Genomic DNA, 19562 nt, shown 5'->3' on the forward strand with positions numbered 1-19562 from the left:
AACTCTTGGTATAGAAGCGGTCAAATCGATTGAATTGCTTGGGCGGAGATAGGATTCATGGCCGGCGGCAAATGCCTTGCATTGATTGCGCATGACCAGAAGAAAGACGACATGGCGGCGTTCGCCCGCGCCCACAGCGACATTCTTTCCCGCTGGAAGATCGTCGCCACCGGCACGACCGGCGGGCGCGTGCTCGACGCAGCTCCGGATCTCGATGTCACAAGATTTAAAAGCGGACCACTCGGCGGCGACCAGCAGATCGGCGCGCTGATTTCGACCGGCGAGGTCAGGGCCTTGATCTTCTTCGTGGACCCCTTGACGCCGATGCCGCACGATGTCGACGTCAAGGCGCTGATGCGGCTCGCCATCGTTTACGATATTCCGATGGCGCTCAATCACGCGACCGCTATAAAACTTCTTCCCACACTCGAAGCCTGATCAGCACGGAACCGGCCATGCCAAAACCGAACCACAGCACCGCTCCGCTGCCTTTCCCGATCCTGATCGGCGATATCGGCGGCACGAATGCCCGCTTCTCCATCCTGACCGATGCCTATGCCGAGCCGAAACAGTTTCCGAACGTGCGCACGGCGGATTTCGCCACGATCGACGCGGCGATCCAGCAGGGGGTTCTCGACAAGACCGCCGTGCAGCCGCGCTCGGCGATCCTTGCCGTCGCCGGCCCGATCAACGATGACGAGATCCCGCTGACCAATTGCGCCTGGGTGGTGCGGCCAAAGACGATGATCGAGGGCCTCGGTATGGAGGACGTGCTGGTCGTCAACGATTTCGAGGCGCAGGCGCTCGCAGTCGCCGCCCTTTCGGATGAGAACCGCGAACGCATCGGCGACGCCACTGGCGACATGATCGCGTCGCGCGTCGTGCTCGGACCCGGCACCGGGCTCGGCGTCGGCGGGCTGGTGCATGCCCAGCACAGCTGGATCCCGGTTCCCGGTGAAGGCGGCCATGTCGATCTCGGACCGCGCAGCAAGCGCGACTATCAAATCTTCCCGCATATCGAGACGATCGAAGGGCGCGTGTCGGCCGAGCAGATCCTTTGCGGTCGGGGCCTCGTCAACCTCTATCATGCCATCTGCATGGTCGACGGCATCCAGCCGACCATGAAGGATCCCGCCGACATCACTTCGCACGCGCTTGCCGGCAGCGACAAGGCGGCGGTCGAGACCGTCTCGCTGTTTGCCACCTATCTCGGCCGGGTGGCGGGCGACATGGCGATGGTGTTCATGGCGCGCGGCGGCGTTTATCTATCCGGGGGCATCTCGCAGAAGATCCTGCCGGCGCTGAGGAGGCCGGAATTCCGCTTGGCCTTCGAGGACAAGGCGCCGCATACGGCGCTGCTTCGCACCATCCCGACCTATGTGGTGACGCATCCGCTGGCGGCGCTTGCCGGGCTTTCCTCCTACGCCCGCATGCCGGCGAATTTCGGCGTCTCGACGGAAGGCCGCCGCTGGCGGCGCTGAGCCCGGCGCGCGCGCCACCCGGGCGGGCGGCGCTCTAGCCAAACCAATCCCAACTCTTTATAGAGCCGGCAAAAGTACGCGTCGCACCCTGCGCCGCGTTTGGCGCGAGACAGGAAACCCGATATTTGGAAGCGGCGGAAAGCAGAACGCAGAGCGTCAGCAGCGATACCGTAACCGGCATCCTCAAGCGCATCATCGCTGAAAACGGCCGCGACCATCTCTGGGGCTATGTCTTTGCGATTGCCTGCCTGATCGTCGTGGCGCTTTCGACGGCGTTTACCGCCTGGATCATGCGGGCGATCATCGATGAGGCCTTCGCCAACCGGCGCGCCGATGTCGTCTGGATCATCTGTCTTTCGATCTTCATCGCCTTCGTGCTGCGCGGCTTTGCGAGCTACGGCCAGGCGGTGGCGCTGTCCAAGGTCGGCAACGACATCGTCGCGCGTTACCAGCGCCGACTCTATTCGCATCTGATGACGCTGTCAGTCGGCTTCTTCAGCGAGGCGCGCTCAGCCCATATCGCCGCGCAGGTGAGCCAAAACGTCAGCGGCATCCGCGACGTGCTCAACCTGACGATCACCTCGACGGTGCGCGACCTTTTGACCTTCGTGTCGCTGCTGGCGGTGATGATCCTCCAGGATCCGTTGCTCAGCCTTGCGGTGTTCATCATGGCTCCGCCGCTGCTTTATGCGCTGCGCTACGTTTCCAAGCGGCTGCGCTCGGCGACCCGCGAGGCGGTGCATTTGAACAGCCACGTTCTCGGCGCCATGCAGGAGACGATCCAGGGCATCGCCATCGTGAAAGCCTTCACGATGGAAGACGAGCTGGAACGCAAGGTCACCAAGCTCATCAAGGGTGCCGAAAACAGGGCGAACCGGATTGCCCGGCTTTCCGAACGCACCTCTCCGCTGACCGAGAGTTTCGCGGGTTTTGCCGTCGCCAGCGTACTGGCCTATGCCGCCTACCGCTCGATCTACTACAATGTGCCGCCGGGCGCCTTCTTCTCCTTCGTCACGGCGCTGCTGCTTGCCTATGATCCGGCCCGCAGACTTGCCCGCCTGCAGGTGCAGATGGAGCGGGCCGTCGTCAATGCGCGGATGATCTATGAATTGCTCGACATGGAGCCGCGCCAGCGCGACCTGTCGGATGCTCAGCCGCTGACGGTGACGCAAGCCCGGATCGAATTCCGCAATGTTTCTTTCGGCTACGGCAGCGAGAGCGTGCTGAGTGGTGTAAGCTTCATCGCCGAGGGCGGCGCGACCACGGCGCTGGTCGGTCCTTCGGGGGCCGGCAAATCCACGGTTATCAATCTCATTCCGCGCTTTTACGATCCGCGCGAGGGCGAGATCCTCATCGACGGGCAGGACATCGCCCACATCACCAAGAAATCGCTGCGCCATCAGCTCGCTTATGTCTCTCAGCAGCCTTACCTTTTCGAGGGCACGATCCGCGACAATATCCGCTATGGCCGACCGGAAGCGAGCGATGCCGACGTGGAAGAAGCGGCTCGGCTTGCCTATGCGCATGACTTCATCGCAGCGCAGCCGCAGGGTTACGACACGCCGGTCGGCGAAAACGGCGTGACGCTTTCGGGCGGTCAGCGCCAGCGGCTGTCGATTGCGCGCGCGCTGGTGCGCAATGCGCCGATCCTGCTGCTCGACGAGGCGACGTCTGCGCTCGATACCGAATCCGAAGCGGCCGTGCAAAAGGCGCTCGACGAGGCAATGACCGGGCGCACCGTCGTCGTCATCGCTCACCGGCTTTCGACCGTGGTTCGCGCCGACAAGATCGTCGTCATGCAGCAGGGCCGCGTCGTCGAAGAAGGCAATCACGAGACGCTTGCGAAGGTCAGCGACGGTCTTTACGCTCGCCTCAACAATCTGCAGAGGCCTTCGGCCTCCGATTCAAACTGACCTGGTGAAACTGACATGAGCGATGCTGCGATGAAACTGGTGGTGGTTGGCGCAGCCGGGCGCATGGGGCAGACACTGATCCGGCTCATCCATTCCATCGAGGGCGCCACACTGCATGCGGCGGTCGAGCGCAGCGGTTCACCCTTTATCGGCAAGGATGCCGGCGAGATTGCCGGTCTCGGCCCGAGCGGCATCATCATCGGCGACGATCCGCTCCAGGCCTTCCTCGACGCCGAAGGTGTGCTCGACTTCACCTCGCCCGCCGCGACAGTAGAATTCTCGGGGCTGGCCGCGCAGGCCCGCATCGTCCATGTCGTCGGCACGACCGGCTGCTCGGACGACGACAATGCCAGGATCACTGCTGCGGCCCGCCATGCCCGCATCGTCAAGTCAGGCAATATGAGCCTCGGCGTCAATCTGCTCAGCGTGCTCGCCGAGCAGGCTGCGCGGGCGCTCGAACCCGATGACTGGGATATCGAGGTCCTGGAAATGCACCACAAGCACAAGGTGGATGCGCCTTCCGGCACCGCCCTTCTGCTCGGCGAGGCCGCGGCCAAGGGGCGCAATATCGATCTCGCCTCGAAATCGGTCCGCGTACGCGACGGCCATACGGGCGCTCGGCAAGCCGGCACGATCGGTTTTGCGACGCTGCGCGGCGGCTCCGTCATCGGCGAGCATTCGGTGCTTTTCGCCGGCGAAGGCGAGATCGTCACCCTGTCGCACAGCGCTGCCGACCGATCGATTTTTGCGCGCGGCGCCATCAAGGCCGCACTCTGGGCGCGCGACAAGAAGCCGGGTCTCTATTCCATGCTCGACGTGCTCGGGCTTTCTTCCCAATAACGACATATCGGAGGCATATTCATGAGCGGAACCCTCGTCCTCGTTCGCCACGGCCAGAGTGACTGGAACCTGAAGAATCTCTTCACCGGCTGGAAGGATCCCGATCTGACGGCGCTCGGCATCGAGGAAGCCAATGCCGGCGGCGCCGCACTCGCAGAATACGGGATCAAGTTCGACGTCGCCTATACCTCGGTGCTGGTGCGCGCCCAGCACACGCTGAAGCTCATCCTCGACAAGGTCGGCCAGCCGGATCTCCCTACGATCCGCGACCAGGCGCTGAACGAGCGCGACTATGGCGACCTCTCCGGCCTCAACAAGGACGATGCCCGCGCCAAATGGGGCGAGGAACAGGTGCACATCTGGCGCCGTTCCTACGACGTGCCGCCGCCCGGCGGCGAAAGCCTGCGCGACACCGGCGCCCGCGTCTGGCCCTATTACCTTACCGAGATCCTACCGCGCGTGCTTCGGGGCGAGAAAGTGCTGGTCGCCGCCCACGGCAATTCGCTGCGTTCGCTGGTCATGGTGCTCGACAAGCTGACCAAGGAAGGCGTGCTTGCCCTCAATCTCGCAACCGGCGTTCCCATGGTCTACAAGCTGAAGGCGGATTCGACCGTGGCGTCAAAGGAAGTGCTCGGCGACATGTCCGGCGCGCACTGAATGCAATTTGCCTTCCCTGTTCCGACAGGGAAGGCTGCCCTCAGTTCTCAATCGTGAACTGCACTCGGTCGGCCGCAAAGCGGCTGATCGAATATTGCACCGGCAGACCGTCAAGATCGGTGTTCATCGCCTTGGCGATCAGCAGGATCGCGCCGGGCGTCAGCTCCAGATCGGCCAGATCGGCCGTGTTCGCATGGGAGGCCGTCACTTCGGTCGTCGCACGGACATAATCCGACAGGCCAAGATCGGCGAAGGCCTTGGTGATCGATTCGCGCTTGCGATAGGCCTCGCCGATCCCGGCGAAGCGTGCGGCGGGAAACCAGCTCGTCGCTTTTGAAACCGGCCGCTTGTCCGCCTGACGCAATGTTTCCAGACGGATCACCTGCTCCCCCTGCTTCAGACCCAGCCAGCGGGCGACCTCGGCGCTTGCTTCCTCCTGCACCTCATCGAGCAGTAGGCTGCGCATCTCGCGCGCCTGATCGCCGATGCCTGACGTGAAGCGGGTGCGCCGGGTGATCGGAAAATTCAGCCGCTCCTTGCGCTCGATCAGCGTGCCGCGACCTTGTACGGCGCGCACGATCCCCTCCTGCGCCAAGGCCGCCAGGGCGCTGCGCACCGTGTGGCGGTTGACGCCGAATTGCAGTGCCAGGACCGTTTCCGGCGGCACCATTCCCGTTTCGTCATAGGTACCGTTGCCGATCGTCTCGCGAATCCGGTCAGCGATCTGACGCCAGAGCGCCACGCCGGTCTGCCTTTGCACTTGCTTCAATCCCGCCATTCGTTCCCGCCATTTCCCGCGCCCGATGTCACACGCTTGTCACGACATCGATTTAGGACTAAGTATAGCTTGTATGGTTGTCTATATCAATAGACATTTAAAGGGAAGCGGCGATGATATCGGCGGACAGGACAGACGCTGCGTCACAGACGGCATCCGGGCGCAAACGCGCCGCCGATCTGCTGGCGCGCGCGGAACGCAGCGAACTCTCGGCAGTCTGGGATGCGTTGCCGCAAAAGCCTGCGGCGCATCCGGTGCGCGGGCCGGAGACCGGGCTTGTGATGGTCCGCGGCCGCATCGGCGGCGGCGGCGCTCCCTTCAATCTCGGCGAAGTGACGGTGACCCGGGCCACGGTCCGGCTCGACTCCGGCTCGGTCGGTCATGCCCAGGCGCTCGGCACCCATCGCGAGAAGGCCCGGCTGGCAGCGATCTTCGATGCGATGTGGCAGGACGAGGCGACGCAGGATTTCGTCGAACAGGCATTGCTTCTGCCGATCACTGAGCGGCTCGCCACGGCCGAACGCCGCAAGGCGGAGGAGACGGCGGCCACCCGCGTCGACTTCTTCACCATGGTCAGGGGAGACAACTGATGGGCCTGAAGACGGAAGCCTTGACCGGCGGCTTTGCCGACCCGGTCTTCCACGCCCAAAGTGTCTTCAAGATGCTGATGGACGGCATGGCCCGCCCCGGCATGATCCAGACCGTCCAGCCCGAGGCCGCGCCGCCGGCCCCCCTTGGCAGTGCCGCTGGCGCGATCGCGCTCACACTTTGCGACCACGACACACCAGTCTGGCTTTCCCAGGGGCTTGCGAAATCGGCCGTGCCGGAGTGGCTCGGTTTCCACACCGGCGCGCCGCTGACCACGGAGAAGGCCGAGGCACGCTTCGCCTTCACGGAAGCCGGTACCACGCTTTGCCCCTTCAGCCTCTTCGCCTCAGGCACGCAGGAATATCCCGACCGATCGACGACGCTCGTGATCGAACTTTCCGCACTCGAGGGTGGGCGCAGGCTGGCGCTGATGGGTCCCGGGATTCAGAGTGTGACGGAAATCGCGCCTGTCGGCCTGCAGGAGACTTTCCTGCGGCTCTGGACCGAAAACCGCGGGCTCTTCCCGCGCGGCATCGACATCGTGCTGACATCGGGCAATCGCTTACTCTGCCTGCCGCGCACCACCAAGATCACAGCAATGGAGATCTGAGCTCATGTATGTTGCCGTCAAAGGTGGCGAGGCCGCCATCGCCAATGCCCACCGCCTGCTGGCAGACCGCCGTCGCGGCGACCGTTCGCTGCCGGCGATCGGCATCGACCAGATCGTGGCGCAGCTGGCGCTCGCCGTCGACCGGGTGATGGCCGAGGCCTCGCTTTTCGACCGCACGCTAGCCGCACTCGCCGTTCGCCAGTCGCGCGGCGATATGATCGAGGCGATCTTCCTGCTGCGCGCCTATCGCACGACGCTGCCGCGCTTCGGCTATTCCAGGCCGCTCGACACGGCTGATATGACGATCGAACGGCGGATCTCGGCGACCTACAAGGATCTGCCGGGCGGCCAGCTTCTCGGGCCCACTTTCGATTATACCCACCGCCTGCTCGATCCCTCGCTGCTTGAGGACGAAACGGTCGAGGCGCCTGCCCAGCGCGCCGCCGAAACCGGCCGCGTCATGCGGGTCTCCGAGATCCTCGGCGAGGAAGGCCTGATCGAGGCCGACGGCGACATGCCCGAAGATCACGAGATCGGCGACCTGACCCGCGAGCCGATGGAATTCCCGATGACCCGCGACCTGCGCCTGCAGGCACTGGCCCGCGGCGACGAAGGCTTCCTGCTGGCGCTCGGTTATTCCACCCAGCGCGGCTATGGCCGCAATCACCCCTTCACCGGGGAAATTCGCATCGGCGAGGTCGAGGTGGAATTCGACGTGCCGGAACTCGGCTTCGCCGTCTCGCTCGGCGTGATCCAGGTCACCGAATGCCAGATGGTCAACCAGTTCAAGGGCTCCGCCAAGGCGCCGCCGCAGTTTACCCGCGGCTACGGCCTGGTCTTCGGCCAGAGCGAGCGCAAGGCGATGGCGATGTCGCTGGTCGATCGCGCGCTTCGCGCCGAAGAGCTCGGCGAGGATATCACCGCGCCGGCGCAGGACGAGGAATTCGTCATCTCCCATTCCGACAACGTCCAGGCGACCGGCTTCGTCGAGCACCTGAAGCTCCCGCATTATGTGGACTTCCAGGCCGAACTCGATCTCGTCCGCCGCATGCGCCGCGAATTCGAAGCCGCCCGCAGCAGCGGCGAAGACATGAAGGAAGCCGCCGAATGAGCGATCTGGCCAGCTACAACTTCGCCTATCTCGACGAACAGACCAAGCGGATGATCCGCCGCGCCATCCTGAAGGCGATCGCCATTCCGGGCTATCAGGTTCCTTTCGCCTCGCGTGAAATGCCCATGCCCTATGGCTGGGGCACCGGCGGCGTGCAGGTGACGGCCTCGATCATCGGGCCCGACGACGTGCTGAAGGTCATCGACCAGGGCGCCGACGACACGACCAATGCCGTTTCCATCCGCGCCTTCTTCCAGAAGGTCGCCAATGTCGCGGTGACGACGCATACCAAGGATGCGACGATCATCCAGACGCGCCACCGCATTCCCGAAGAAAAGCTCGGGGTCGGGCAGGTGCTCGTCTACCAGGTGCCGATCCCCGAGCCGCTCCGCTTCCTCGAGCCGCGTGAGACCGAGACGCGCAAGATGCACGCGCTCGAAGAATACGGTCTCATGCATGTGAAGCTCTACGAGGATATCGCCCATAACGGCCGCATCTCGCGGACTTACGCCTATCCGGTGAAGGTCCACGGCCGCTATGTCATGGACCCGTCGCCGACGCCGAAATTCGACAATCCGAAGATGCATATGTCGGAGGCGCTGCAGCTCTTCGGCGCCGGCCGCGAGAAGCGCATCTATGCGGTTCCGCCCTATACCGACGTCGTCAGCCTGGATTTCGAGGACTATCCCTTCGATATCCAGCGTTTCGATAAACCCTGCGCCCTCTGCGGTGCCGAGGATGTCTATCTCGACGAAGTGGTTCTCGACGACAAGGGCGGGCGGATGTTCGTCTGCTCCGACACCGATCATTGCGAAGACCGCCGCGCGCACGGACATGCCGGCGAGATGCTGGCCCGGGAGGCTGCAGAATGAGCGATATCCCGCTTCTCAAAGTCCATGACGTTTCGAAATTCTACGGCAGCCGCATCGGCTGCCGCGATGTCTCCTTCGATCTCTGGCCGGGCGAAGTGCTGGCCATCGTCGGCGAGTCCGGCTCCGGCAAGACGACGCTGCTGAATTGCCTCTCCACCCGGCTGCTGCCGACCACCGGCAGCGTCGAATATCACATGCGCGACGGCAGCTACCGCGATCTCTACCGCATGAACGAAGCCGAGCGGCGTTTCCTGATGCGCACCGACTGGGGCTTCGTGCACCAGAATCCGGCTGACGGCCTGCGCATGGCGGTGTCGGCGGGCGCCAACGTCGGCGAACGGCTGATGGCGATCGGCGACCGGCACTACGGCAAGATCCGCGCCTCGGCGATCGACTGGCTGGAACGTGTCGAGATCGATGCCGACCGCATCGACGACCAGCCGCGCGCCTTTTCCGGCGGCATGCGCCAGCGCCTGCAGATCGCCCGCAATCTCGTCACCGGCCCGCGCCTCGTCTTCATGGACGAACCCACCGGCGGCCTCGACGTCTCGGTGCAAGCGCGCCTGCTCGATCTGGTGCGCGGCCTCGTTAACGATCTCGGGCTCTCGGCGATCGTCGTCACCCACGATCTCGCCGTCGCCCGCCTGCTCTCGCACCGGATGATGGTGATGAAGGACGGCTACGTCATCGAACACGGGCTCACCGACCGGGTGCTCGACGATCCGCGCGAACCCTACACGCAGCTGCTGGTCTCCTCGATCCTGCAGGTCTGAGCGCCACTGCAGGTCAAAAACCAGGAAAGAAGACATCATGCCAACGCCCCTCGTCGTTTCCGAAGTCTCGAAAAGCTTCACCATGCATCTGCGCGACGGCATCCGGCTGCCCGTCGTTTCCAATGTCGCCTTCTCGGTCGCCTCAGGCGAATGCGTCGTGCTCGGCGGCCCATCGGGCGTCGGCAAGAGCTCGCTGCTGAAGATGATCTACGGCAATTATGCTGTCGACACCGGCCAGATCCTCATTCGTCACGACGGACGCATCGTCGATCTCGCCGCCGCCGATCCGCGCACCGTGCTCCACGTGCGGCGCCATACGCTCGGTTACGTCAGCCAGTTCCTGCGTACCGTGCCTCGCGTCGCGGCGATCGACGTGGTCGCCGAACCGCTGGTGGCGCGCGGCGAGGACGCCGGCACGGCGCGGGAAAAGGCCGGCGCCCTGCTTGCCAGGCTCAACCTGCCGGAAGCGCTCTGGCAGCTTCCGCCCGCCACTTTCTCCGGCGGCGAACAGCAGCGTGTCAACATCGCCCGCGGCTTCATCACCGAACACAGAATCCTGCTCCTCGACGAACCCACCGCCTCGCTCGACGCCCGGAACCGTGCCGTCGTCGTCGGCATGATCGAGGAAAAGAAGCAGGCGGGCGTCGCCCTTCTCGGCATCTTCCACGACGGGGAAGTACGCGAGGCGGTCGCCGACCGCATTCTCGACGTTCAGCTCTTCTCTCCCGGAAAGATCGCCGCATGAACCGCAAGCTGGGTATCGAGCCCTCTATCCATGAGACAGCCTCCGTCAGCGAGTCCAGCTTCGGACGCTATACGGAGGTTTCCGAACGCTGCCGCATCAGCGAGGCGACCTTCGGCGACTATTCCTACATCATGCAGGACGGCTCCGTCTGGTGCGCGACGATCGGCAAGTTCGTCAATATCGCCGCCGCCGCGCGCATCAATGCCACCAATCATCCGACCTGGCGGGCGACGCTGCATCATTTCACCTACCGCGCCGCCGATTACTGGCCGGACGGCGACATGGAGGAGGACTTCTTCGCCTGGCGGCGCGCAAACCGCGTGACGGTCGGGAATGACGTCTGGATCGGCCATGGGGCGACCCTCCTGCCGGGCGTCACCGTCGGCAACGGCGCGGTGATCGGCGCCGGCGCCGTCGTCTCGAAGGACGTGGCGGCCTACTCGATCGTCGGCGGCGTGCCGGCTAAATTGATCCGCGAGCGCTTTCCGAAAGCGGTCGGCGAGCGTATGGACAGGCTTGGCTGGTGGGACTGGGACCATGACCTTCTGCGCCAGGCGTTGCAGGATTTTCGCAACCTGAGCGCGGAAGATTTTCTAGCGAGATACGGTGGATAAACCTCCGATATAGGCACGGAGAATTGTGACACGAACTACACAAATATGACATGCGAGGTTCATCAAGCGGGACTAATGCGATCCTGACCAAAGGACTGGATCGCAAGGGAAGAGCATGATGTTCGAGCTCAAGAATGTCACACGCCGTTTCGGAAAAAAGCTCGCCGTCGATTCCGTCACGCTCGCCATCCCGCAGGGCCAGATGGTCGGCATCATCGGCCGCTCCGGCGCCGGCAAGTCGACGCTGCTGCGGATGATCAACCGGCTGCAGGAGCCGAGCTCCGGCTCCATTCATTTCGCCGGCGTCGAGGTTTCCGGGCTTCGCGGCGGGGCGCTGCGCAACTGGCAGCGCGACTGCGCAATGATCTTCCAGCAGTTCAACCTGGTGCCACGCCTGGATGTCCTCACCAATGTCATGCTCGGCCGCCTTAACCACCGCTCGACGCTTCTCAGCCTCCTCAACATCTTCACCCGCGAGGAACGTGTGCATGCGATCGCAGCGCTCGAACGCCTCGGCATCGAGCAGACGGCGTTGCAGCCAGCCGGCACGCTGTCCGGCGGCCAGCAGCAGCGCGTGGCGATCGCGCGGGCGCTGATGCAGAACCCGAAGATGGTTCTTGCCGACGAGCCGATTGCCTCGCTCGATCCGCTGAATGCCAAGATCGTCATGGATGCGCTGCGCGATATCAACGAGCGCGAGGGCATCACCGTCATCACCAACCTTCATACGCTCGATACCGCCCGCAACTATTGTGAGCGCATCGTCGGCATGGCCGGCGGCTGTGTCGTCTTCGACGGCAAGGGCTCGGAACTGACCGCCGAGGCGGTGAAGGCGATCTACGGGACGGACAGGGATGGTGCCGGCATCGACGAAACGATGACCTCGACATCCATCAATCCGGCTCCCGAGCGGGCAGACAATCAATCCGCCGGCACCCAACCGCTGGCGCTGGCCGGCCTCTGAGCGAGGCGGCCGCGATCGAACGCCCGCGTCAAGGGCACACTTCTTCGTAACGGAAGACCGGGGGCACCGGTCAATAGGAGAGACGACATGTTGAAGAAAGCACTCTTTGCGGCAACGGCGCTCTTCGCGCTAGCCGGCGCTGCCCATGCAGCCGATCTCAAGGAATTCCGCATCGGCATTCTCGGCGGCGAAAACGAAACCGACCGCTTGCGCAACTATGCCTGCCTTGCCGACCACCTGAAGCAGGAATTCGGCTTCGAGAAGGTGTCGCTGTTCCCCGCCGCCGATTATGACGGCGTTATCCAGGGCCTGCTCGGCGGCACGCTCGACTTCGCCGAACTCGGCGCTTCCGGCTACGCAGCCGTCTCGATCAAGGATCCGAAGGCCGTTACGCCGATCCTGACGACGCAGCAGAAGGACGGCTCGACCGGCTACTACTCGATCGGACTGGCGCTCAAGTCCTCCGGCATCAAGACCATCCAGGACGCCAAGGGCAAGAAGCTCGGCTACGCCGATCCGGACTCCACCTCGGGCTATCTCGTGCCGCTGACCCAGATCCCGAAGGACACGGGCATGCCGAACGACAAGTTCTTCGCCTCGACCCAGTTCAACGGCGGCCATGAGAACAACCTTCTCGCCGCTTACGACGGCAAGGTCGACGTCGCCGTCGACGATTCCTCGGGCATCGGCGAATTCAAGGACGGCTACACCTCCGGCACCTTCCGCAAGGAAGTCGACAAGGGCGCCGTCGATCCGAACAAGCTGGTCGAAGTCTGGCGCTCGCCGCTGATCCCGAACGGCCCGCTCGTCGTTCGCAACGCGCTCGGCCAGGACTGGCAGACGAAGCTCGCAGCCTTCTTCACGGCTCTGCCTGAGAAGGATCACAAGTGCTTCGCAGCTGTCGAAGGCGGCGACTACAAGGGTTACGTCCCGGTCAAGCACGACTTCTACAATGCCGTCGTCGAAGTCCGTAAGGCTGCCATCGGCGGCTGATCGGCTTTTGGAATGCGGGGCGGCCGGAAACGGCCGCCTTTTATGTTTGATCGGGCGAGGCGTCCATGACTGTTGCCGATACACAGCCGCATATGCAGAGCACCAGGGAGATCCGCACCGCCTGGGAGCGGATGGTCGCCAGGCGCCGCTTCTACACCATCCTCGGCCTGGTTATTCTGATTGCGGCTTTCGCAAGCTCCGTTCGCTTCGCCGACGAGAGCAATGCCGGCCATTTCTTCGACCGCCTGCCGCATCTTTTCGATTTCCTGAGCTGGCTCATCCCTAAGGATTGGAACGACGTCTGGCGCGCGCTGTTCGACACTGCGAGCGTAAACGACAAGGGCGGCGAAGAATTCAATTTCGACAAGGGCCGCGTCTACGTCTGGGGCGCCTTCTATATCCCTGAATATTTCGAACTGATGATCGTGACGATCAACGTGGCGCTGATTTCGACGATCGTCGCCTTCATCTTTGCCGTTCCCTTGAGCTTCTTTGCCGCGCGCAATCTGACGAGTTCATGGCCGCTGCGCATCTTCACCAAGCGCCTGATGGAATTCCTGCGCGCCTTCCCCGAGATCGTCATCGCCGGCCTGTTTTCGGCGATCCTGTCGATCGGGCCGGTCGCCGCCATCATCGCCATAACCCTGCACACGATCGGCGCGCTCGGCAAACTCTTCTACGAGGTGGCCGAAAATATCGACATGAAGCCGCATGAGGGCATGAAAGCCGTCGGCGCCAACTGGTGGGAGCGGGTGCGCTTCGCCGCCGTGCCGCAGGTGCTGCCGAATTTCACCTCCTATGCGCTCTTACGCCTCGAGATCAACGTGCGTGCCTCGACCATTATCGGCGCCGTCGGCGGCGGCGGCATCGGCGAGGAGCTGAAGCTTTCGATCTCGCGTGGTTTCGGCGCCAAGACGATGGCGCTCGTTTTGATGCTGTTCGTGACGATCGTCGCCGTCGACCAATTCTCCGCATGGCTGCGCCGCCGCCTCGTCGGCGAGCACGCCTTCCTCCTGCAACATTGAGGCCGCCATGACGGTGATCGACGCCAACCGCATGCACGAAATCGAAGCGCGCTATCCGGAATATTTCCACCGCTCGTTCCGCCAGCGTTTCGGCGGGCTGATGATCCTAATCGCGACGCTGCTCTACAGTCTCTATGCCGTCTGGTTCTTCGACCTGCCCAAGCTTTTCGCCGAAGCCCATTGGGAACGCGTCGGCATTTATCTCAGCCAATGGGTGAGCTACGACGTTCAGCCGGAATTCCGCATCGAGGACGACGGCTCGATCGACATCCGCTATCCGCGCTTCTCGCCGCTCGGCGACAATCCGCATCCGGACTGGCTGGTCAACAATCCCGACGGCAGCATCACCGTGTCGATCAGCGGCACCAGCCGTACGGTCACCGTTTCGAAGAGCCAGACGGTCGTCACCGCCCACGGCATCACCGTTCCGGTCGATGTTTCGAGCGGTGCGCCTGAGGTGGTCGGACCAGTGCCCGGCTGGATGACCGTCTATAACGACAATGTGCTTGCCGATCTCGGATTTGCCGGTAATGTCAGCATCTCAGTCGACCGAGTGAAGATCCGCAAACGTTTCATCGGCTGGGCAAATTTCATCTTCGACACGCAGTCGTCCTTCTTCGACAAGCCGCTCGGCGAGGTCGTCGGCCTCATCGTCTCCGGGCCGCGCATCAAGCCCGACCAGTCCAACCTGTCGCTCGCCTTCGACGACATCTGGAACAACAGCGAATGGCAGCATGGCGACGTCTGGACCAAACTTTTCCAGACGATCGTCATGGCATTCCTCGGAACGCTGCTGGGGTCGCTCGCCGCTTTCCCGCTCGCCTTCCTGGCGGCACGCAACATCACGCCGAACCGGCTCCTCAATCAGATCCTCAAGCGTTTCTTCGACTTCCTTCGTTCGGTCGACATGCTGATCTGGGCGCTGTTCCTGACACGCGCCTTCGGGCCCGGCCCGCTTGCCGGCAGCGGCGCGATCTTCCTCACCGAGACCGGCACACTCGGCAAGCTCTATTCCGAAGGGCTGGAGAATATCGACAACAAGCAGCGGGAAGGCATCAAATCGACCGGCGCTCAAACCGTGCTGGTCCATCGTTACGGCATTATGCCGCAGATCGTTCCCGTCATCGTCAGCCAGACGCTCTACCAATGGGAATCGAACGTGCGTGGCGCGACGATTATCGGCGCCGTCGGCGCCGGCGGCATTGGTCTCAAACTCTGGGAGGCGATGCGCACCAACGCCAACTGGGAAAACGTCGCCTACATGGTCATCCTGATCCTGATCGTCGTCTTCCTTTTCGACGCCGCCTCGAACGCGCTGCGCCACCGGCTGATGGGCACGAAAACCCACTGATCCATCGGCTGGAAAGGCCGTGGCGGCGCTGCCGCCATCATCATTCTGTCACGGAAATCTTTTAGCCGGGAGCCTGCTTGCGGTTCGCCGCCAAATCACTGCACATTGCGCTCCCCGTTCGACGATCCCCAGGATAAAAGCCTTGCGCTACGCTCTCTATTTTTCGCCGCCGAAGGATGATCCCCTGACCGGCGCGGCCTCGCTCTGGCTCGGCCGCGATGCTTTCAGTGACGAGACCTATCCTGCACCGGAGCATGAGCGGCTCGGTGCGGCAGAGCAGTTCGAGCTGACTGCCGATCCGCGCCGCTACGGCTTTCACGCGACGATCAAGGCGCCGTTTTCGCTCGCCGCTTCGGTCACCGAGAGGGATCTTATGGCCGTCGTCGAGGAGTTTGCCGCGCGCACTGAAGCCTTCGAGATTCCCAAGCTGGTGCTCGGCCAGCTCGGCCGTTTTTTTGCCCTCGTTCCCGGTTCTGTTCATCAACCGCTTCAAGATTTCGCCGCGAAGGTGGTAAGATCCTTCGAACCGTTCCGCGCAGCGCTTACCGAGGCCGATATGGCGCGGCGCAACCCGGAGAAGCTCAGCGACAGCCAGCGCGCCAATCTGCAGCGCTGGGGTTATCCTTATGTGATGGAGGATTTCGGCTTCCACATGACGCTCACCGGCCAGGTGCCCGAGCCACGCGCCTCGGTGATGAAAACCATTCTGACCGAGCGTTTTGCCGATTTCACCGGCCGGCCGCTTACGATTTCCGGCCTCGCCGTCTTCACCGAGGAGACGCGCGGCGCCCCGTTCAAAGTTCATTCCTGGCTGCCGCTTTCCGGCGCCAAAAGCTGAAAGACCCGACGAGATGAGCAAAGAGACCGTGTTTTCCAACGCCCGCATCGTTCTCGAGGATAACATCCTCGCAGGCTCGATCCTCATTCGCGACGGCAAGATCGCCGACATTTCCGAAGGAAGCTCGGTAGCCGGCGAAGATTTCGAAGGCGACTATGTCATTCCCGGCCTCGTCGAGCTGCATACCGACCATCTCGAAGGCCATTATCAGCCGCGTCCCGGCATCCGTTGGAACAAGACAGCCGCGGTCCAGGCGCATGACGCCCAGATCGTCACATCGGGCATCACCACGGTGTTTGACTGCCTGCGCATGGGTGCGGATGAGGACGGCGGCTTCGAACATGGCGAGATGCGGGAAATGGCCGACGCCATCCAGTCGGCGGAGAAGGAAGGCCGGCTGCGCGCCGAGCATCTCCTCCACCTGCGCTGCGAGGTCTCGGCCGACAATGTGCTCGAACATTTCGGCGATTTCGAAAACGATCCTCATGTGCGGCTCGTTTCGCTGATGGACCATGCGCCCGGCCAGCGGCAGTTCCAGACGATGGACCAGTATATCTTCTACTACCAGAAGAAGCGGGGCCTGAGCGACGAGGTCTTCGCCCGTTTCGTCGCCAAGCGCCAGGCCGAATCGGCGCGAAATTCGACGCCGCACCGCAATGCCATCGCCAAGGTCTGTGCCGAACGCGGCATCACGGTCGCCAGCCATGACGATGCGACGCTGTCGCATGTCGGCGAGGCGATCGACAACGGCGTGCGGCTTGCCGAATTCCCGACCAGCTTCGACGCCGCCCGCGCCTCGCACGAACACGGCATGAGTGTGCTGATGGGTGCGCCGAACATCGTGCGCGGCAAATCCCATTCCGGCAATATCGCCGCCCGCGACCTCGCCGAGATGGGCGTGCTCGACGTGCTGTCCTCCGATTACGTGCCGCTCAGCCTGCTGCATGCGCCCTTCATCCTCGCCGATGAAGTCGAGAGCATTACCCTGCCGAAGGCAATCGCCATGGTGACGTCGACGCCGGCGCGCACCGTCAGTCTCAACGACCGCGGCCGGATCGCCACCGGGCTGCGCGCCGATCTCGTCCGCGTCCACCGTTCGCATGGCGTGCCGGTGACACGCTCCGTCTGGCGCCAGGGACGCCGTGTCGCATGAGCCCGTACGAACCCCATCCAGGAGCCGGAGCCGAACGCGGCATCATGGTCGTCGTCGTCGGGCCGAGCGGCGCCGGCAAGGACACGCTGATGAACCTTGCCGCCCGGCATTTCGCCGGCCGCGCCGACATTCATTTCACCCGCCGCGTCATCACCCGGCACCGCGACGCAGGCGGCGAAGACCATCTTTCCGTCTCCCTCCAGGGGTTTGCCGCCATGGAGCAGTCGGGCTCCTTCGCCGTTTGGTGGGAGGCCCATGGCTTGAAATACGGTATTCCAGCCGAGGTCTCGGTGGCATTGTCGCGCGGCCATGTCGTCGTCGCCAATGGTTCACGCTCGGCGCTTCACCGTTTCCAGTCCGCTTTCCCGCGGCTCAAGGTGATCAACGTCACCGCTCGCCCGGAAGTGCTCGCCAGCCGGCTGGAGGCGCGCGGGCGCGAGACGCATGAGGATATCATGGCGAGACTCGCCCGCGGGCCGCTGACGGTGCGCGGCGACTATGACGTGGCGGAGCTCGACAATAGCGGCTCGCTCGAAGAGGCCAAGCAGAAGATGGTCACGATCCTCGATGGGCTGCTCGCCGAGGTATGACCGCAATTGAGAGGAAGGGCATGCGCGCCATCAAAGTGGTCGGCTACGATCCTTCCTGGCCGCGGCTCTTTGCTGACATCGGCGCCGAAATCTCCATCCTGCTCGGCAATCTCGTGCTGTCCATCGACCATATCGGCAGTACCTCGGTGCCCGGGCTCGCCGCCAAGCCGAAGATCGACCTCGACGTCGTCACCATCTCCGACGACGTTCTGCCGAAAGCGATCGAGATCGCGCGCGCGTCAGATTTCGTTTTCCATGGCGACAGAGGCGAGAAACGCTGGGCGTTCACCCGAGATCGTGAAGGCTACGGGTTCAAGCTCTATCTCTGCGGCCCCGACAATTGCGCCCATCGCGAGCGCATCCTGTTTCGCAACTATCTGCGGGATCACCCCGAAAGGGCCAAAGCCTACGCCGATCTGAAACGCCGCCTGGCCGCCGAGGCAGACGGCGATTGGGATTTATACACCGGCGGAAAGACCGCGTTCATCAGCGAGACGCTGCGGTTGGCATGCCTATCGACTATTGGCGTGGATCGCCGCTTTCATTAGAGGCGTGACCTCCCGTCGTTTCAGCGATCGACTGCTGCAGCCACGCTCGGAAACGCGCCGATGTCACCTCGTTCCATCGCTCACGGGGTCCGACGACATAATATCCGCCAAGCCGAACATCGGTTTCGAGCAATTCGACGAGCCGCCCGGCGCGCAGGTCATCCGCAGCGATCAGGCGGGTGGCCAGCGCTATTCCTTGACCTGCCACCGCGGCGTCGACCGTCAGGTTGGCTGACCACAGCCGCGGACCGTTCAATGTCACTTCATGCTCGAAGCCAGCCTTGCGAAACCATTGCCGCCACTGATCGCGGCTTTCCTCGTGGATCAGCGGCTGTCGCACCAGATCGTCGAGGGTCCGTATCGGAGCGTTTCGGCTGATCCATTCGGGGCTGGTGACCGGGAACATGCGAGGCCTTTCCAGCAGGATCCAGCGGACATTCCCCCTTGGCTCCTCGGAATAGCGGATGTCGATATCGGCCTCATAACGGGTGAAATCTGGCTCAAGATCGGTCGCGCGCATCACGAAATCGATGCCCGGCAAGGCAAGCTGGAGCTGATTGAAGCGTGGCGTCAGCCACCGTGTCGCGAAACCGGGCACGCACCAAATGCGCAAGACCGTGCGGTTGACTGCTGGGCGCAGCTCTGCCGTCGATTTGGCAATGAGATCGAAAGCCGCCCCGACTGTCTCGGCAAAAACTCTGCCTTCCGCCGTCAGCCTGATGCCGCGCGGGCCGGCATCGACAAGCCGCGTGCCAAACCAGGCTTCGAGATTGCGGACGTGACGGGATATGACGGTGTGACTGAGATTGAGATCGTCCGCAGCTCTCCGCATCGATCCCAGGCGGCTGACCGCCTCGAAGGCGCGCACCATGGAAAGCGGCGGCAAACGTCCGCGTTTTGGAACACCTTCCTGTTCATCCGCCGATGATTTCCCCCTGCGCAATCCTGTCTCCCAGAACGGAAATTGGTTCTGCCGAACCAAGATCGGAATGCCGTCTACATCCTCATATGCCATGGAATTTGCAATTTTGGCGTAACGAAGAGTGGTGCACGGTGGTGCATAGGATGCACCACCTGCTTACTGATTGGCAATCGCGTTTTTCCGCCTTTCGCAAGCG

22 protein-coding genes are annotated in these 19562 nt (G+C 63.2%); 20 read left to right on the forward strand and 2 right to left on the reverse strand.

All coding sequences use genetic code 11. The features are described from left to right. Positions 1 to 57: 57 nt before the first annotated feature. The 5 genes from FHX03_RS28895 to FHX03_RS28915 all read left to right on the forward strand — a co-directional run bounded on the left by FHX03_RS28895 (position 58) and on the right by FHX03_RS28915 (position 4891). Positions 58 to 438 (forward strand): methylglyoxal synthase, encoded by a 381-nt coding sequence (locus FHX03_RS28895; RefSeq protein WP_183856594.1) that lies wholly within the window; start codon positions 58 to 60, stop codon positions 436 to 438. Between the two features lie 17 nt (positions 439 to 455). Then, positions 456 to 1481 (forward strand): glucokinase, encoded by a 1026-nt coding sequence (locus FHX03_RS28900; protein ID WP_183781711.1) that lies wholly within the window; start codon positions 456 to 458, stop codon positions 1479 to 1481. A gap of 125 nt (positions 1482 to 1606) precedes the next feature. After that, complete coding sequence (locus FHX03_RS28905; RefSeq protein WP_183781715.1) at positions 1607 to 3394, forward strand: ABC transporter ATP-binding protein; 1788 nt, start codon at positions 1607 to 1609, stop codon at positions 3392 to 3394. Between the two features lie 15 nt (positions 3395 to 3409). Next, positions 3410 to 4234 carry a 4-hydroxy-tetrahydrodipicolinate reductase gene (gene dapB, locus FHX03_RS28910; protein WP_183781718.1) on the forward strand — a complete coding sequence of 275 codons (825 nt, stop codon included), beginning with the start codon at positions 3410 to 3412 and terminating at the stop codon, positions 4232 to 4234. 21 nt (positions 4235 to 4255) lie between these two features. After that, positions 4256 to 4891, forward strand: a complete 636-nt coding sequence (locus tag FHX03_RS28915) for a 2,3-bisphosphoglycerate-dependent phosphoglycerate mutase (protein ID WP_097628358.1) — start codon at positions 4256 to 4258, stop codon at positions 4889 to 4891. A 40-nt stretch (positions 4892 to 4931) separates the two neighbouring features. Here FHX03_RS28915 and phnF read toward each other — a convergent pair whose 3' ends face one another. Next, positions 4932 to 5669 carry a phosphonate metabolism transcriptional regulator PhnF gene (gene phnF, locus FHX03_RS28920; RefSeq protein WP_097628359.1) on the reverse strand — a complete coding sequence of 246 codons (738 nt, stop codon included), beginning with the start codon at positions 5667 to 5669 and terminating at the stop codon, positions 4932 to 4934. A 113-nt stretch (positions 5670 to 5782) separates the two neighbouring features. Between phnF and phnG the strand changes: the two genes are divergently transcribed. The 15 genes from phnG to FHX03_RS28995 all read left to right on the forward strand — a co-directional run bounded on the left by phnG (position 5783) and on the right by FHX03_RS28995 (position 18444). Next, entirely contained in the window at positions 5783 to 6259 is a 477-nt protein-coding gene (gene phnG, locus FHX03_RS28925) for a phosphonate C-P lyase system protein PhnG (RefSeq protein ID WP_183856596.1), read from the forward strand. After that, positions 6259 to 6867: a phosphonate C-P lyase system protein PhnH gene (gene phnH, locus FHX03_RS28930; protein WP_183856598.1), complete on the forward strand. Its 609-nt coding sequence runs from the start codon at positions 6259 to 6261 to the stop codon at positions 6865 to 6867. Before phnG ends, phnH begins: the two co-directional genes overlap by 1 nt. Before the next feature lie 4 nt (positions 6868 to 6871). After that, positions 6872 to 7978 carry a carbon-phosphorus lyase complex subunit PhnI gene (locus tag FHX03_RS28935; protein WP_097628362.1) on the forward strand — a complete coding sequence of 369 codons (1107 nt, stop codon included), beginning with the start codon at positions 6872 to 6874 and terminating at the stop codon, positions 7976 to 7978. Then, positions 7975 to 8850, forward strand: coding sequence for an alpha-D-ribose 1-methylphosphonate 5-phosphate C-P-lyase PhnJ (locus FHX03_RS28940; RefSeq protein ID WP_097628363.1), 876 nt, complete (start codon positions 7975 to 7977; stop codon positions 8848 to 8850). The genes FHX03_RS28935 and FHX03_RS28940 overlap by 4 nt, the downstream gene beginning before the upstream one ends. After that, complete coding sequence (phnK, locus tag FHX03_RS28945) at positions 8847 to 9623, forward strand: phosphonate C-P lyase system protein PhnK (RefSeq protein ID WP_097628364.1); 777 nt, start codon at positions 8847 to 8849, stop codon at positions 9621 to 9623. Before FHX03_RS28940 ends, phnK begins: the two co-directional genes overlap by 4 nt. A 37-nt stretch (positions 9624 to 9660) precedes the next feature. Next, the gene (gene phnL / locus FHX03_RS28950; RefSeq protein ID WP_097628365.1) at positions 9661 to 10368 is read left to right on the forward strand and encodes a phosphonate C-P lyase system protein PhnL; all 708 of its coding nucleotides are present in this window, start codon (positions 9661 to 9663) and stop codon (positions 10366 to 10368) included. Further along, entirely contained in the window at positions 10365 to 10982 is a 618-nt protein-coding gene (locus tag FHX03_RS28955) for a DapH/DapD/GlmU-related protein (protein WP_183781730.1), read from the forward strand. The genes phnL and FHX03_RS28955 overlap by 4 nt, the downstream gene beginning before the upstream one ends. 118 nt (positions 10983 to 11100) lie before the next feature. After that, the gene (phnC, locus tag FHX03_RS28960) at positions 11101 to 11946 is read left to right on the forward strand and encodes a phosphonate ABC transporter ATP-binding protein (protein WP_183781732.1); all 846 of its coding nucleotides are present in this window, start codon (positions 11101 to 11103) and stop codon (positions 11944 to 11946) included. An 87-nt stretch (positions 11947 to 12033) separates the two neighbouring features. Continuing rightward, positions 12034 to 12939: a phosphonate ABC transporter substrate-binding protein gene (phnD, locus tag FHX03_RS28965; protein WP_183781734.1), complete on the forward strand. Its 906-nt coding sequence runs from the start codon at positions 12034 to 12036 to the stop codon at positions 12937 to 12939. Between the two features lie 65 nt (positions 12940 to 13004). Continuing rightward, positions 13005 to 13964, forward strand: coding sequence for a phosphonate ABC transporter, permease protein PhnE (phnE, locus tag FHX03_RS28970; protein WP_183856600.1), 960 nt, complete (start codon positions 13005 to 13007; stop codon positions 13962 to 13964). 7 nt (positions 13965 to 13971) lie between these two features. Next, positions 13972 to 15315: a phosphonate ABC transporter, permease protein PhnE gene (gene phnE / locus FHX03_RS28975; RefSeq protein WP_097628370.1), complete on the forward strand. Its 1344-nt coding sequence runs from the start codon at positions 13972 to 13974 to the stop codon at positions 15313 to 15315. Positions 15316 to 15457: 142 nt separating this feature from the next. After that, positions 15458 to 16153, forward strand: coding sequence for a DUF1045 domain-containing protein (locus FHX03_RS28980; protein WP_097628371.1), 696 nt, complete (start codon positions 15458 to 15460; stop codon positions 16151 to 16153). Positions 16154 to 16166: 13 nt separating this feature from the next. After that, the gene (locus FHX03_RS28985; protein ID WP_097628372.1) at positions 16167 to 17306 is read left to right on the forward strand and encodes an alpha-D-ribose 1-methylphosphonate 5-triphosphate diphosphatase; all 1140 of its coding nucleotides are present in this window, start codon (positions 16167 to 16169) and stop codon (positions 17304 to 17306) included. Continuing rightward, positions 17303 to 17896, forward strand: coding sequence for a phosphonate metabolism protein/1,5-bisphosphokinase (PRPP-forming) PhnN (gene phnN / locus FHX03_RS28990; protein ID WP_097628373.1), 594 nt, complete (start codon positions 17303 to 17305; stop codon positions 17894 to 17896). The genes FHX03_RS28985 and phnN overlap by 4 nt, the downstream gene beginning before the upstream one ends. A 20-nt stretch (positions 17897 to 17916) precedes the next feature. Continuing rightward, a complete protein-coding gene (locus tag FHX03_RS28995; RefSeq protein WP_097628374.1) occupies positions 17917 to 18444 on the forward strand; it encodes a GrpB family protein in 528 nt (175 codons plus the stop codon). On the opposite strand, the gene FHX03_RS29000 is transcribed toward FHX03_RS28995, so the two are convergent. After that, complete coding sequence (locus tag FHX03_RS29000) at positions 18416 to 19387, reverse strand: LysR substrate-binding domain-containing protein (RefSeq protein WP_245426864.1); 972 nt, start codon at positions 19385 to 19387, stop codon at positions 18416 to 18418. The two genes, FHX03_RS28995 and FHX03_RS29000, sit on opposite strands and share 29 nt — an antisense overlap. Positions 19388 to 19562: the final 175 nt, after the last annotated feature.

This window comes from Rhizobium sp. BK456 (genome assembly GCF_014194045.1).
GTDB lineage: Bacteria > Pseudomonadota > Alphaproteobacteria > Rhizobiales > Rhizobiaceae > Rhizobium > Rhizobium redzepovicii.